We start from the raw sequence: 15,005 nt of genomic DNA on the forward strand, positions 1-15,005 counted from the left end.
TGAACACGATCGGCGCACCGCGATCAGAACACCCCGGTGCAGTCCGTCGTACCGGTCGTTTCGGCGCACAGTGCGGTATCGATCATTTCGGCGCCGAACCGGTTTCCGTAGTCGGATTCCTTGCCGATGTTGTAATCCAGCAGCCCCATCGACAGGCTGTTCGCCCACTGCTGCGGCAGAGCGATTCTGTAGACGACGCGATTGCCCGGTCCGATCACTTCCAGCACGGAGGAGACCTCATGCCTGGTGACGATCGGTGGGCCGATGATGATGGCGCCCCCGCTGCTGGTGGTTTCGGGATCCGGTCCGACCGGCAGGCTGATTTCCCCGAAGCCTTTCGGATCGATGTCTCCGACAGGCTCGACGGGATCGCCGACGACCTGCGCCCAGCGCAGACCGACGCGCGTGGCGTTTCCGCCCTGCTGCACGGGGATCGTCGCGACGACGTGCTCGAACACCGGCGGCCGCTGGCCCGATGCGATGTAGGGCACGCGCGTTTCGATCACTTCGAGCACGAGCCGGTCTTTTTCGGGCTGGGCCTTGCGGATGCGGTACATCGCGGAGACCGCATCCGGATCCTTGATGTCGTCGATCGCGTTCCAGCGGAATTCGAGCTGCGCGATATCGAGCCATTCGCCCGCTTCGATCATCGCCTGGTCGTCGACCGTGAAGGCGAGCGTGTAGCGGACGCCCAGATCCTGCTCCGTGTTGTAGCGCAGATCGGGCAGGGCGACCACGCCGAAGCCGGCACCATCGGGATAGGACGGCGTCAGCGAAACGCTGCCGCTGGCGGCATTGTCCCCGGGGATCGGCAGACGGTCGTGGCATTTGCCGTTTGTCGGGCTATCCGGAAAGGGGGAAGCCTGCGAATCGTCGTCCGCGGTCCAGCGCGCGAGTCCTCCGATCACGACCGGATTGCCCACCAGCGCGTGGAAGCCCTTGTACCAGTGGGGTGCGCCGGTCGATGCGGTGGGATTCGATCCGTCCAGGGGCACCAGTTCGAGCGGTTCGCGCGGGCAGGGCGGAAAGGCGTAAGCGGTCGGGACCCAGGCGAGGGCGAGCATGAGGGCCAGGGCAAGGCGACGTATGGGCATGGGGTACTCCGTGGATGTGATCGGGTGGTGCATGACGGAAGTGGTCGTGAGTCGATGGCGCGGACGGTGTCCTTGCGGCGCCCAAGTGAAGTCCTTGATGCTTCTCCTCGGCGAAAGGATGTGAACAGGATCACCTTTCGTCGTCGCTGCTCCCGAGACGGGCCCGGAGGTCGCGCAGGTCGCTCGCCAAGGGTTCCGGCAGCGGCTGCCCGAGCGTGCGCCAGAGCCCCGGGATGGCCGCGATCTCGTCCCTGGCCCGTGCGGGTTGCCCCAGGGCCAGGGCAGCGCGGGCCAGCGCCAGACGCAGGCCGCTCAGCCGCTCGGCGTCTTCGCGGTCTTCCGGGTTGCCAGGAGGATCGGAGACCACCTCCAGGCAGCGGCGGTGCCGCCCCAGCGCATTCAGGGTCTCGGCCCAGGTCCGTTCGAACAGGCGCACGTCGCCGTGATCGCGCGCGGTGGCCAGGCGTCCGATCCGCACCGCTTCGGCGAGATGCGGTTCGGCGAGATCCGGGCGTTCGCGCAGTTCGAGATAAAACGCCGCCATGTTGAATTCGGCGTAAGCGCGCGCCGACGAGATCGCCGGCAGCTTGGCGCGCTGGATCGCGTAGGCCTTCGCCATCAGCGCGTCTTGTTCCTCCGGCGCTTCGGTGAGTTCGATCTTCCAGACGTAGGCGCTCGCCGCTTCCAGCGAATCGCTGCCGTACAGCCGTTCCGCGGTCTGCCGCCACTGTTCCACCGCGGCCGTCTGCGCCGCGGGCGTGTCCTTGCGCCGCTTCGCCTCGCGCACGATCAACCGCAGCGCGCGGATCTGCAGCGCGGGCGCATGGCTGCGCAGCGCCGTGCGGTCGATGCCGTCGCAGATGCGGCGCGCGTCCTCGTTGCGTTTGACGTTGAGCAGCGCGTTGCCCAGATCCACCCGCAATTGCAGCGAAGCGGCCGGGGCCAGCGCATCGCCGTACTGCTGCCAGGCCGCTTCAAGGACGTCCGCCGCGCGGTTGAATTCGGAGCGGCGGACCAGCAGGCGTTCGTGCAGTCGGGCGATGTCGACCCGCGCTTCCGGGGTATCGGCCGATCGCGCCAGCGTCGCCAGCGCCGCGTCCAGCCGCGGGCTGTCTTCGTCCAGCGTCAGCGCGTTCGACAGCCGCAGTTTTCCGGCGCGCATCTGCACGTCGGCATCGGTCGCCGCGAGCGCATCGATCGCCTTCGCGTATCTGCGGAACGTCGCGTCGCTTTCGCGCAGCAGGCCCAGATTCGCGTCGCTCTCGGCCAGCAGCAGCGCCAGCTCTGCCTGCACGTCCTGTTGGCCCTCCAGTCCATCGAGGCGGCGTTTGCCGCGTTCCAGCAGATCGCGCGCCAGCAGCCCGCCGGTCTCCGCGCGTCCCGGGTCGGCCTGCTCGAAGGTGTCGCGCAGGAAACCGGCGACGGCGCGCGCGCGGTCGCGGTCGATCTCCGACCGCTGGCGCGCGCTTTCGGCGGCGTCGCGTTCGCGGCGCAGCGCTGCGGACTGCCACAGCGTCACCGCCAGCGCGCCGAGCACGCCGACGATCGCGACCGTGGACAGCGCCACCGCGAGCCGATGCCGCAGCAGGAATTTGCGACTGCGGTAAAGGCGGTCGCTCTGCGAGATCGAGATCGGATGTCCGGACAGCCAGGCGCGCAGGTCGCGGGTCAGATCGACGACATCGGTATAGCGCTCGGACGCGTCCTTGCGCAGGCAATGCGCCACGATCGCATCGAGTTCGCCGCGCAGCGCCTGCGCCGGTTGCGCATCGGCCAGCGCATGCCCCGCATCGCGTTCGCGCTGCACCGCATCGCTCATCTTCGGCGGCACGGTCTCCAGGATCGCGCGCTGCAGTTCCAGCGGCGGTCGCGATGGTCGTTCGAACGGCAGGAACCCGCACAGCAACTGATGCAGCAATGCGCCGAGCGCATAGACATCGGTACCGACGGTGATGCGTTCGCCCTGCAGTTGTTCCGGCGCCGCGGTCATCGGCGAGAAGAAGCGGTCGTGCGCGGCGGTGCCCGCCGCGGCGCTGGTCGTGGTCGACAGCGATTTGGCGATGCCGAAATCCAGCAACTTCAGGTGCCCGGCCTCGTCGACCAGGACGTTGTTGTCCTTCAGGTCGCGGTGGATCACCAGATTGCGGTGCGCCACCTGCACCGCTTCGCACAATTGCAGGAACAACGCGACGCGTTCGCGCAGACCGGTGCTGCGCCGTTCGCACCAGGCGCACAGGGGTTCGCCGGGCACGTATTCCATCGCCAGCCACGGCGTGCCGTCGGGCAGCTCGCCGCCGTCGAGGATGCTGCAGATGTTCGGATGCCGCAGTTGCGCCAGGATCCGGCGCTCCTGCGCGAAGCGCTCGCGCCCCGGCCCATCGGTCGCGAAGCGCGGCATGATCTTGATCGCGACCTGCTGCTCGAAACCCGTGCGGCGTTCGGCCAGATACACCACGCCCATGCCGCCGCGGCCGATCTGGCGCACCAGCCGGAACGCGCCGATGTCGCTGATGTCGCCGACCGGGTCGGGCAGCTCCGTCGCCAGCACGCTGCGCGCGGTATGGGTGCCGTAGGCCTCGTCGATCGCCAGCAGCCGGCGCAGCCGCGCGGCCATCGCCGGATCGTCGCGTTCCAGCGCCTTCAGCCGCTGCGCCTGCGCCTCGGGCTCCAATTCGCACAAGGTTTCGAACAGCTCGCCTTCGTCGATCGCGCCGTCGCCCCGCGGCTGCGTCGTCTCTTCAACCATCGTGCGCCGGCTCCGCGCCGAAATGATCGATCAGCCACGCACGCGCGTAGCGGTAGTGACGGATCACGGTCGCGCGCGAGAGATCCATCGCTTCGGCGATCTGTTCGTTGGTCAGGCCAGCGAAGAATTTCAGTTCCACCACCTGGGCCGCGGCCTCGTGTTTCTGCGCCAGCACGCTCAGCGCGGCGTCCACCGCAATCCAGTCCACCGAATCGTCGATCGAGGCCGACACATCGTTTTCGGCCTTTTCCAGGCGTTCGAACGGCAGCCCGCCGCCGCGTTTCTCGGCGCTGCGCCGGCGCAGATAATCGACCACGATGTTGCGCACGATCCGGGCCGCCAGCGCGTAGAAATGTTCGCGGTTGTTGAAGCGCCCCGGGAACTCGTGCATCAGCGCGATGTACGCGTCCTGGGCGAGATCCGAGGCCTGCAGGGTCAGTCCGCTGCGGCCCTGCAGCTGATGGGCGGCCAGCCGCTCAAGCTTCGGCCACAGCGCCGCGGCCAGCGCTTCCAGCTCGGGCTTGTCGACCGAGGTGCGCCGATTGATCAGATCGGTGAGGTTGGAAGGGGGGACCGCGGACATGTCGAGGACTCCGGCGTGGGCAGATCGAACGCCCCTCCCTGGCGTTGCGGCCACCGGTGCGGCGGCCGGCCGATCATATCGCGTCAGTCGGGGCTGGCGCCGAGCTCCCGCAGCAGGCCGTCGGCCCGCTCCACGTCCCGCAGCAGCCACAGCAGGTAGCGGATGTCCACGCTGATGTTCCGCGACACCGCCGGGTTGAAGCCGAAGTCCCCGGCCACGTTCTCCCAGACCCGGTCGAAGTTGATGCCCACCAGCCGGCCGCGGCCGTCGATCACCGGGCTGCCCGAGTTGCCGCCGCTGGTGTCGCCGTCGGCCAGGAAGTTCACCCGCTGCGCCCCGGCCCCGGGCGCCTGGGCCGCCCGGCGCACGGCCTCGGGCACGTCGAAGGGCTCGCGTCCGGTGTGCTTCTCCAGCACCCCGGCCAGGGTAGTGAACGGCGTGTAGGTCACGCCGTCGCGGGGCGCGTAGCCCTGCACGTGGGCGAAACTGATGCGCAGGGTGCCGTTGGCGTCGGGCGCGACCGGCTTGCCCGCATGCGCGGCCACCGCGCGCCGCCAGACCGGGCGATACAGCGCGGCGCGCGCGTTCCAGTCGCGCTCGCGTTCGCGCAGCGCGCGCAGGTCGCGGTTCCAGGCGATGCCGAACGCCAGCAGCGGATCCCTGCGCGCTTCCAGCGCTTCGGTCGATGCGCCCAGCAGCGCTTCGCGCGTGTCGATGTCCAGCAACGGCGACGCGGCGTACATCGCGTCGATGGCCGCGTCGATCTGCGCCGGACTCTTGCCGGCGAAATGCGCGTCGACCGCGGCGATGCGCTGGTCCGCCGGCAGCGCCAGCGCGCGCCGCACCAGTGCGGCGAACACGCGGCGGTCGGCGGCAGCGAAATAATTGCGCTGCTCGCTGCGCAGGCGATCGCGCAGCTTGCCCTGGTCGGCGTCGGTGAAGCCCGACGCGCGCGCGGCGTCCGGTTTCGCCCGCTCGATCGCGTTGTGCGCGAGCGTCGCGCCGAAGTACAGGCCCTTGGGCAGCGGCGGAATGCCGCCGGCCACGCTGTCGGTGCCCATCGGCACCAGATTCAGCAGGAAATCGCGCTCCCAGCTGCGCTCGCGTTCGGCCAGCACCGCGCGCAGGCCGTCGCGCGCGGCCACGGCGCCGGCGTGCGTTGCATTCGTCGCGGCCCATGCGGCCACCGCTTCGTCCTGTGCGCCTTGCTTGTCGACCATGCGCCCGCGATCCAGGCCCGCGATCTGGCCCTGCGCGTTCTTGTAGCGGTTGTGGATGCCCTTGAGATTCGCGGCGACCGCGATCTTGCCCGCCGCATCGTCGGCGCTGGCGCGTTCGAGGATCGCGATCCATTCGCCGAACAGATCTTCGCGACGCACGAAGAAACGTTCGCGACGTTCGCGCATTTCCTCGGCGATCAGCGCGCGCCAGGTCACGCCGGGATAGCCCAGTACCATCACGAAATCGCCTTCGTCCAGGCCGTCCTTCGCGATCGGGAAGAAGAATTCCGGCGCATACGGGCGATTGGTCTCCGCGCGATCCGCGGGCCGCCCGTCCGCGCCGACGTAGGCGCGGGCGATGGCGAAATCGCCGGTGTGCCGCGGCCACGACCAGTTGTCGATCTCGCCGCCGTATTCGCCGATCGCGCGCGGCGGCGCGTACACCAGGCGGATGTCGCGCAGTTCGATCGATTCGATCAGGGTGTAGGTCACGCCGTCGTCGAACGCCGCGACCTTGCACTTCGTGTCCGGCTGGCGCTGGCATTCGCTCACCAGCGCCTTCTGTTTCGCATCGATCGCCCGCAGCCGCGCTGCGGGGTCGGCGCCGGCGGGCACCGCCGCCAGCACCTGCGCGGTGACATCGGTGAAGCGCTTCGGAATTTCCACCCGCGTGGTGCTGCCGGGCAATTCCTCGGCCTGCGTGCGCGCGAGAAACCCATGGGTGATCAGATCGCGCGCCGGCGTGCTGTGTTCCTGCACCACGCCGAACAGGCAGTGATGATTGGTGACGATCAGCCCGGTGTCGGAGACGAAGGCGCCGGTGCAACCGGAGATGCTGACCGCGCCGGTCAGCAGGCCGGTGCCGCGGGTGTCGTCCCACAGCGCCGACGGCGGCAGTTTCAAACCTTGGCGTTTGAGCCAGCGCGCATCGATGTCGAGCACCTGTGCGGGCGTCCATTTGCCGTCCAGCGCGTACGCGGGCACGGCGGCGAACAGGACAGGGAGGGCGAAGGCGGCGAGGGCGAGCGGGCGGCGCGTGCGCGACGCAGAGGGCAGGGTCGGGTTCATGCCGCGAGTGTAGTGGTGGCCGTCGGGGCCGCCAATGCCGCCCGGGGCGACGCGCGGCCTACTCGGCGGGCTTGCTCTCGGCCGGGGCCTTGCCCGCGGGCTTGCGCGCGCCGGTGGCGGCCGGCGTCGGCGCCAGCGGAATCGTGCGCAGCATCGGCGTGTTGCCCAGCACTTCGATCCGCCCGCCGGTACGCTCGAACTCGGCCAGATCGTCGGCGATCTGATCGTGGGTCAGCGCGCTGCGGCGTTCTTCCTTGGTCGCGCGGAAGAGATTGCGGGCGGCGGGTTTCGCCGCCTGCGCCGGGACGGGCTCGGCGGTCGGTGCGGCGGTCGGCGGGGTTTTCTTTTCGGTCATCGGTGGGCCTCGACGCAAGCGCGTCAACAGAATGGCGTCAACAGTTCGGAGTCAGCACAGCAGCGTGATCTCGACCGGTCGCGCCGCGCGTCGCGCTTCGGCGCGCACATCGAGGCAATACGGGCCGGCCATCTTGAATTTGCGGCAGATCGCAGGTCGCGTGTCGTAGATGCCGCAATTCATCTTCGAACCGTCCAGCGCGACGCACCAGCCGTCGTCGTCGCGCGCCATCACCCGCACGCCCTGTTCGTTGAATTCGCTCAGGTGCGAAGGGATCGAATCTTCCTCGAACAGCACCACCGTCAACCGGCAGCACAGTGCATCGCAGCGACTGCAGTGCACCTGCTTTTCCTTCGGCGGCGGTGCGGTCGACAACGGCGTCGGCACTGCGTTCATGCGTTCGCCGCCCGCGCGATGCGCCGGTAATGCAGCACCTTGCCGCGATACGGCGGCGGATCTTCATCGTTCATCGGGCAGGCGGAGGTTTCCAGCGCGAAACCCAATTCGCCCAGCAACCGCGTGAAGCGGCCGCTGTTGCCGCGGCCCGGATCGGTCACCAGCACTTCGGCCACCGGATACGCATGCCGCGTCACCACCTCGCACAGACGCTCGGCCTGGCCGCGTTCGTACAGCACGTCGCTGGCGATGATCGCATCGAAATGTCCCAGCGCCGGCAGCGCTTCGTCCCAGCGCAGTTGCCGGTAATGCAGCGCCGGCAAACCGTTCAGCGCCGCGTTGTAGGCGAGGAAGGGCTCCGCCAGCGGATGGATGTCGCTGGCCACGACATCGGCGCCGCGCCGTTGCAGCACCAGACTCGCCAGGCCGATGCCGCAGCCGAGTTCGAGAATGCGCTTGCCGCCGATGTCGAAACGATGCATCGCCTGCGCCAGCAGGCGCCCGGACGGCCACGATTGCCCGAACAGACTCCACTGCGCCGGCGAAATGCCCAGCCGCTCGCCGTGCCCGTCGGGATCGGCGAACTGCTGCAGATCGCTGAGCACGCGCAGGCGATACGGAAATCCGCCGACGGCGTGGGTGACTTGGCGTGTGTGATAACCCGGCATGGATGCTCCCGGAGGACGACGCCCCGAAAGGAGCGGTCACGCAGATGAGGGAGCGGAACGACCGGATGCGGACTCCGACTCGGGATCGGCGTGCGATCGGGATTCGGATACGGGCGCGACGCGCGAATGCAGCGCTGGCGCCGCCATCCTACGCCATCCGCCCCCATCGCGCGCGGGCCGCCGCGTTCAGCTTCGCGGATTTCGCCGCCAACGCCCGCGAAAAGCCGCCACCGCGCATGCATGCAACATGCAGGCTGGCGCCGAGCCACAGGACGTAGGCTGGCGCTGAGCAACCGATCGTAGGTTGGCGCTGAGCAACGGATCGTAGGCTGGCGCTGAGCGCAGCGAAGCCCAGCATCCCGCGCCGCCATCAAACAACGACCACCACCCCACGGTAGAGCGGCCTTCAGGCCGCTGGTGCTTTGACGGGGTGTTGTGTGATGTGGTGTGTGAGCGTGCCTATCTAGGGGAGTGAAATGTTGATGGGGGGGTGGGTTGGAGAGTAAGTTTCGACGGGCTGGTTTCGACCCAAAGCGGACGCTGTAAGGTGGTGGTGAGGCCCGCCCTGCGTGCTTGCTACTACATCGACACAATCGTTGGAAGAAGTGCATGAGTGACTGGGAAAGGCCACCCTCAAGGACAAAGCGAAAAAAAAGGCCACAGGTGGGCGGCACTAAGCCCGGCAGGAACGATCCCTGCCCGTGTGGAAGTGGCAAGAAGTTCAAGCGCTGCCACGGCGGCCCTAATGCCGACTACGAAGAGATGATCTCGCGAGGCGCCGCAGAGGCTCAGCGCAAGGCCGAGATCCATTGGATACAGCAGCAGCGACAGCAAGGTCTCGGCCGCCCCATCATCGCCGCCCAGACTGCTGACAAGCGGATCGTGACGGTGGGCCATCGTCTATTTCAGGGCGCATGGCCAACCTTCCATGACTTCCTTTACAGCTACATCTTCGATGTTCTAGAGCACGATTGGTTCAACGCCCAGGCGCAGTCGGAACAAAGCGAACGCCACCCAATCATCGAGTGGCATGAAAGGCTTCTGGCGGTGTCCAAAGCTGCCAACCTTACGCCCGGCGAGACGCGGCACACATTCATGACCGGAGCAATCAGCGCATTTCTGACCTTGGCATATGACCTTTACACCCTTGAACACAACAACGATCAAGCTCGCACCCCTGAGCTGCGGAAATCACTGATTGGTCGCTTGAAAAGCCCAGATCAGTTCGTCGGGGTGCGTTATGAAATTCGTGTCGCGGCCATGCTGTTGCGAGCCGGATTCGATCTCGAATGGGAAGATGAGACGGATCGCCGATCCAAGCATGTGGAATACACTGCCACCTATCCGCGCACAGGCAAGGCATTTGGCGTTGAATGTAAGATCCGAAATCAGGATGCTACGAAGAAGTCTAACCAGCACCTTGGCAAGTTCGCTGGGCTAGTGAGCGATGCGCTGAGGAAGGCAACGCCACATGACCGTTTGATCTTCGTTGATCTGAACACGCAGGCCTATCCTTATGTGCCTGGCGGCCCGAATGATTGGCGGACGATCAGCATCAATGCACTGCGGAAGTTTGAGGGCCAACCCAACGCAGCGGCCTTGCCGCCTGCCGTGGTGTTCATCACCAATTACCCAGACCATCACCACCTGGATAGTGAGGTTCCCGATGCGGGAGCCACCGTCGAGGGATTCAGGGTCGACGACTATCGGACCGGCCAGCTGCTGACGTTGCCGCAGAAGATTGAGATGCGCGCACGTAATCCTGAGATTGAAGCGCTCTTGGCGTCGATCCAAGAACATATCGATGTCCCCTCCACGTTTGAAGGGGAAATTCCCGGGCTTCCCTCTAACCGCCTGCTGATCGGGCATCGCTACCAGATGGATGACGGCGCGGTGGGCACCTTGGAGGACGCGTGTGTCAACGAGACAAACGGAGAGGTCGCGTTGATCATTAATCGGGACGAAGGCGGCAGGGCGATCTATACCAACCAGCTCTCACCGGAGGAATTCGCTGCTTGGAAGCGCTATCCAGAGACCTTTTTCGGGCAGATCCGCCAACGACCGGATCCGATCAATGATCCAATTGAGCTTTACGACAGATTGAAAGCTACTTACGCCCGCACTCCGAAGGAAAAGCTACTTCAATTCATGGGGGAACATGGCGCCAGCTTTGCCACGCTTACGCAGCCCGAGCTGCTGGACGTCTATGTGCAAGGCATGGTGAACTCTGTGATGCAGCGGGCGGGGCCACAAGAAGTCCCGGTGCATATCCAACGAATGAAGCCGCCGCCGAAAAGATCCGATTAGGTAGCAAGTAGCCCGGGTAAGCGAAGCGCACCCGGGATGAACAACGATCGATCCCCGGGTGCGGCCTGCGGCCTTACCCGGGCTACGGGAAATCGGTATTCAACGTGCGCTGCAAGTCGCGAATAGACACCACAGACCAAGCAAGACAACCAAATGCGCCGTATCGTGCGGAAAAGCATCGATTCTGACTTGGCTCGTTCATACAACGCGTTGCGGCCAAGAAACCGGTGCGCCAAGGCCGCACCCTATTTCTTGGCATTCACCACGTCTGTCACCAGTGTCGGCAGTTGCCACGCGCCGCCGGGGAAGCCCTTGCACTGGCCGGTGGTCATTTCGCCGGTGGCGACGAAGGTCTTGCCGTCCCAGGTCCATTCCTGCGAGCCCCAGCAGTCGCCCATGCCGCGGCCCTTGTGCGAGGCGGACAGGGCGCCGTCTTCGTAGCCGTTGGCCTGTTCGGTGACGAATTCGGGCTTGAACGGCGGCGTGTCGTCGACGATCCAGTAGCCGTCGCCGGCGTTGTAGGCGGCGAGCCAGCAGCGGGTGGAGACCAGCAGTTTCGTTTTCGTCAGGCGGGCGATCTCCAGCGGCTGCACGTCGTTCTCGTCGAAGAGGTCCATGCAGTCGTCGGCGTCGCTGGCGCGGCGCAGGGCGGCGCGCAGCGCGTCGCCGTGGCGATCGAGGAAACCGGCGTCGGTGGGCTTGGGCGGATGCGGCGTGGCGGCGCGCACCACCGGCGCGGGCAGCGCCGGCAGCACGTCGGATTCGCTGCGCTTGCCGGGGCGGCGCAGCGCGCCGGGCGTGCCGAGGCGGCCCTGCACTTCGTCCATCTTCAACAACACCGCGGACGCGCCGCGGTCGGAGAGCGTCCAGGTGTGCTTGCCGGCGTTGAATTCGATGCGGGTGTCGCGCGCCAGCGCCTTCAGCAGCGCGGCGACCTGTGCGGGCGTGAGGTCGGCGACGGTGTCGGTCTGCTGCATCGCGACGCTGCCGTGCGCGCGGCCATCGATGGACAGCGCCAGCCGGAATTGTTTCGGCAAGTCCCCGAGGAGGGTTTCGTCCCAGTCGTCGGCCAGCGCGACCTGGCCGGTGACCGCGGTGCCGGGCCCGGCCTTGCGGGTGAGCAGCACGCTGACCGGTGCGCTGGCGTCTTCGTCCTGATAGCCGGCCGCGCGGCAGGTGCGGGTGTTGTCGCAGACCAGTTCCCAGTCCTCATGCTCGAAGTTCACCGCTTCGGCGCCGGCGTGAGTGCCGGCGAACAGGGGTGCGGCGAACGCCAGCAGGCAGCTGGACAGCGCGGCAGCGGGGCGAGCGAGGGACATGACGATGCGACCTGTGCGTGGGGGATGCACAGGATAGCCAATCGATGCGCCGTGGCGCCCGGACTCCGAATCGAGCCAGGAAACACCTCTGTGGGAGCGACGGAAGTCGCGACGGTCCACGGACAGTCTTGACCAGCCTTCGGCTGTTGAAGGTCTGCAATCCGTCGCGACTTCCGTCGCTCCCACAGGGGCTCCGGTGACGGGCCGGGGCGCTCCCCCGATGTGTCGGAGCATCAGCCGCCGAGAGGCGCTAGAACACCAGCGTCTCGCCCGGCTGCAGGTCGAAGTTTTGGCCGAGCGTCTTCGCTTCGCCGTTGACCTGATCGGTGCGCGTGCCCTGCAGTTCGGTGGGCACAGGGAAGGTCGCGGGTTTCGCGGGATCGAGGTTGATCACCACCCAGGCATCGCCCGCGGGTGAAGACGCATGCAGTACCCACACATCGGGCGCGGCGACCGGGTAGTAGCGCAGTTCAGTCGGCTGCTTCAGTTCCGGATTGGCGTTGCGCACGGCGAGCAGGCGCTGGTAGTGCCGATACAGCGAGTTCGGGTCCGCCTGCTGCGCGGCGACGGAGTGGCCCTGGCCCTGCTGCTGTTTCCAGTATTTGGCCCACCACGCGCCCTGATCGCCGCGATACCCGCGCGGTGCGGGCAGATCGATCCAGGTCTTGCCGGTGGCGTTGAAGCCGGCGCCCTTGTCTTCGGTCCACTGCATCGGCGCGCGGCGGTAGCGGTCTTCGCCGGTCTTGTACTGCGACATGCCGATTTCTTCGCCGTAGTAGAGATAGGCGGTGCCGGGCGAGGTGAGCAGCAGGCCGGCGGCGAGTCTGGCCTTCGCGGCGTCGCCGCCCAGCGTATGCATGATCCGGTTCTGATCGTGATTGGTCAGGAACGGCGCGAAATAGCCCATCGGCGCGGCGTCGGCGCGCTGCTTGAGGTTCGCCCAGAGGCTGTCGCGCTTGCGGCTGACGTCGGTGTCGCTGACGGTGCCGAAGTCGGCGCGGCGTTCGCTGTCGGGATTCAGGATCGCGATGACGATGTTGCCGAAATCGAAGTCGAACACCGAATCGAGGCCGCGGCCGCCGTTGCGGTAGCGACCGCCGGTCTCCAGCGACGCCCAGGCTTCGCCGACCAGCAGCGCGTCGGGATTGATCGCCTTCACCTTCTTCGCGAACGCGGTCCAGTAATCGATGGTGGCCGGTGTGTCGGCCTGCTGCGCCAGCGGGCCGTCCTCGATCGCGTAGCGCACGGCGTCGAGCCGGAAACCGTCGACGCCCTTCTTCAGCCAGAATGCGGCCACGGCGTCGAGTTCGTTGACCACCGCGGGGTTGCGCAGGTTGAGGTCCGGCTGCGAATTGCCGAAGGCGCCGTAGTAGTACGCGCGGCGCTGTTCGTTCCAGTGCCACACCGCTTCCGGGTTCGGCTGGTTCGACCACGCCTGGCCCCAGCCGTCGGGACGCGTGCTGCGCCAGATGAAGGCGTCCTCGTAGCCCTTCACTTTCTTCGCCGAGGCGAGGAACCACGGGTGCTGGTCGGACACGTGGTTGAGCACGAGGTCGAGGATGACCTTCATGTCGCGCTTGTGCGCTTCGGCGATGAAGCGCTCGAAGTCGGCCATCGTGCCGTAGTCGCGCTCGACCGCGTAGAAATCCTGGAAGTCGTAGCCGTGATACGACGGCGCTTCGAACACCGGCGTCAGCCAGATCGCATCGACGCCGAGCGCCTTGAGATCGTCGAGCTTCGCGGTCATGCCGTTGAAATCGCCGTTGCCGTCGCCGTCGGAATCCTGGAACGAGCGCGGCCAGATCTCATAGACGGTGGCGCCGTGCCACCAGCGCGGCGCGGTTTCGGCTTCGAGCTGCAGCGTTTCGAAGCGCAGTGTCGGCGTGCGCGCGTGACTGTCGCCGGCAACGCCGAGCAGGAGGGTGGCGCAGCACAGCAGCGGAGCGAGGAGATTCACGGAAAGACTCTCGGATGCGACGTTGGCCGCACCATGCCACGCGGCGGTGGCGGCTGCCAGAGTCGTTCGTCCGGATGAATTCGTTTGCATCCGCGTGCGCATGCGCGTCGCGTCTTCGCTGCGCTGCAGCATGCGCGTCGTTCAGTGCGCCGCGGGTTGCGGGTCGCGCCACACCATGTAGACGTTCGCGCGCGCGTAGTGCGAGTCGGGCTTGAGCGACGGCTGGTGCTCGAAGCCCATGCTTTCGTACAGCCGCACCGCGGGGGTGAGTTTGCTGTTGGTTTCGAGGAACAGCCGGCGGCCGCCGCGACGGCGGAATTCGTCGATCGCCGCTTCCATCAGCGCGCGGCCGATGCCCAGGCCCTGGCGCGATTCGTCGACCGCCATCTTGGTCAGTTCGTAGACGCCGTCCGCGCCGTCGTCCGCGTCGGCATCGGGCATCAGCGCGCAGGTGCCGACGACGTCGTCGCCCAGCATCGCGAACAGGATCGTGCCGCCGGGCTGGAGGATTTCGGTTTCCGGGTTCGACAGCACGCGGTGGTCGATTTCCTCGACGTAGAAATATTTCCGGAGCCAAGCTTCGTTGAGCCGGTAGAAATGCGCGCGCAGCGCCGGCGCGAACGGCACGATCCGCAGGGCGTTGCGGTCGCTGGCGGCGGCGCGCGCGACGATGTCGGCGGCGAGCGACGGCGTGAGCGCGCGCTCGAAGGTCGCGAGCGTATGCAGCAGGTCGATGCCGTGTTCGCGGCAATGCGCGGCGAAGAGGTCTTCGATCGCGCGCCACAGCGGCTTGGCCGTGCGCAGCGCGGTTTCCGCGCGCGCGGTCAGGGCCAGCCGGCGGCGGCGCTTGTCGGCGGGATCGAGCTGCACCGACAGCCAGCCCTGTTCGGTGAGCCGGTCGGCGAGCTGGCTCACCGCGGAGTGGGTCTGGCCGACGGCGTCGGCGATCTCGCCGACGGTCTGCGGGCCGCGGTCGTGGAGGATGCGCAGCAGCGGCAGCCAGCGGCCCTGGATCTCCAGGCCGGTCAGCCGGTAGACCTCGTCGGCGGTGGCGTAGAGGCGGTCGCTGACGGCGCGCATGCGGCTGCCGAGGGCGACGAGGCCGAGCTGGGCGATGTAGTCCATGGTATTCGACGGAAGTTATGTAACGACTAACGTAATTGATTGACCGTGCGGGTGCAAGCCGTCGCGTCTCGTCGCCAAGTCGTTTCAAGTCATTGATTGGAAATGAATCGATGTCCGAAATCGATGGCCGAGGCCGGCGTGGGCCAATCCTCCGACGCGCGTCCGCG

General features: G+C 67.0%; 10 protein-coding genes and 1 pseudogene. 1 reads left to right on the top strand and 10 read right to left on the bottom strand.

Annotated elements, in window-relative coordinates; all coding sequences use genetic code 11:
- Positions 1-23: 23 nt before the first annotated feature.
- From ABD974_RS12055 to ABD974_RS12085, 7 genes are all read right to left on the bottom strand, one after another.
- Positions 24-1,094 (bottom strand): hypothetical protein, encoded by a 1,071-nt coding sequence (locus ABD974_RS12055; protein ID WP_345303583.1) that lies wholly within the window; start codon positions 1,092-1,094, stop codon positions 24-26.
- A gap of 130 nt (positions 1,095-1,224) precedes the next feature.
- A complete protein-coding gene (locus ABD974_RS12060) occupies positions 1,225-3,840 on the bottom strand; it encodes a protein kinase domain-containing protein (protein WP_345303584.1) in 2,616 nt (871 codons plus the stop codon).
- Positions 3,833-4,423 (bottom strand): ECF-type sigma factor, encoded by a 591-nt coding sequence (locus ABD974_RS12065; protein ID WP_345303585.1) that lies wholly within the window; start codon positions 4,421-4,423, stop codon positions 3,833-3,835. The genes ABD974_RS12060 and ABD974_RS12065 overlap by 8 nt, the downstream gene beginning before the upstream one ends.
- Positions 4,424-4,506: 83 nt before the next feature.
- Entirely contained in the window at positions 4,507-6,711 is a 2,205-nt protein-coding gene (locus ABD974_RS12070; protein ID WP_345303586.1) for a S46 family peptidase, read from the bottom strand.
- 58 nt (positions 6,712-6,769) lie between these two features.
- A complete protein-coding gene (locus ABD974_RS12075) occupies positions 6,770-7,066 on the bottom strand; it encodes a hypothetical protein (protein WP_345303587.1) in 297 nt (98 codons plus the stop codon).
- 51 nt (positions 7,067-7,117) lie between these two features.
- A complete protein-coding gene (locus ABD974_RS12080; RefSeq protein ID WP_345303588.1) occupies positions 7,118-7,462 on the bottom strand; it encodes a YkgJ family cysteine cluster protein in 345 nt (114 codons plus the stop codon).
- The gene (locus tag ABD974_RS12085; protein ID WP_345303589.1) at positions 7,459-8,130 is read right to left on the bottom strand and encodes a class I SAM-dependent methyltransferase; all 672 of its coding nucleotides are present in this window, start codon (positions 8,128-8,130) and stop codon (positions 7,459-7,461) included. The genes ABD974_RS12080 and ABD974_RS12085 overlap by 4 nt, the downstream gene beginning before the upstream one ends.
- A gap of 657 nt (positions 8,131-8,787) precedes the next feature.
- On the opposite strand from ABD974_RS12085, the pseudogene ABD974_RS19520 reads away from it, so the two are divergent.
- Positions 8,788-8,868, top strand: a pseudogene (locus tag ABD974_RS19520) (SEC-C metal-binding domain-containing protein); the annotation flags it as partial.
- A 1,814-nt stretch (positions 8,869-10,682) separates the two neighbouring features.
- On the opposite strand, the gene ABD974_RS12095 reads toward ABD974_RS19520, so the two are convergent.
- The 3 genes from ABD974_RS12095 to ABD974_RS12105 form a co-directional block, all read right to left on the bottom strand.
- A complete protein-coding gene (locus tag ABD974_RS12095; RefSeq protein WP_345303591.1) occupies positions 10,683-11,756 on the bottom strand; it encodes a DUF1176 domain-containing protein in 1,074 nt (357 codons plus the stop codon).
- Between the two features lie 250 nt (positions 11,757-12,006).
- The gene (locus ABD974_RS12100) at positions 12,007-13,713 is read right to left on the bottom strand and encodes an alpha-amylase family glycosyl hydrolase (RefSeq protein ID WP_345303592.1); all 1,707 of its coding nucleotides are present in this window, start codon (positions 13,711-13,713) and stop codon (positions 12,007-12,009) included.
- A gap of 141 nt (positions 13,714-13,854) precedes the next feature.
- Positions 13,855-14,838: a bifunctional helix-turn-helix transcriptional regulator/GNAT family N-acetyltransferase gene (locus ABD974_RS12105; protein ID WP_345303593.1), complete on the bottom strand. Its 984-nt coding sequence runs from the start codon at positions 14,836-14,838 to the stop codon at positions 13,855-13,857.
- Positions 14,839-15,005: the final 167 nt, after the last annotated feature.

It is taken from the genome of Lysobacter hankyongensis (assembly GCF_039543145.1).
GTDB classification, from domain to species: domain Bacteria; phylum Pseudomonadota; class Gammaproteobacteria; order Xanthomonadales; family Xanthomonadaceae; genus Lysobacter_I; species Lysobacter_I hankyongensis.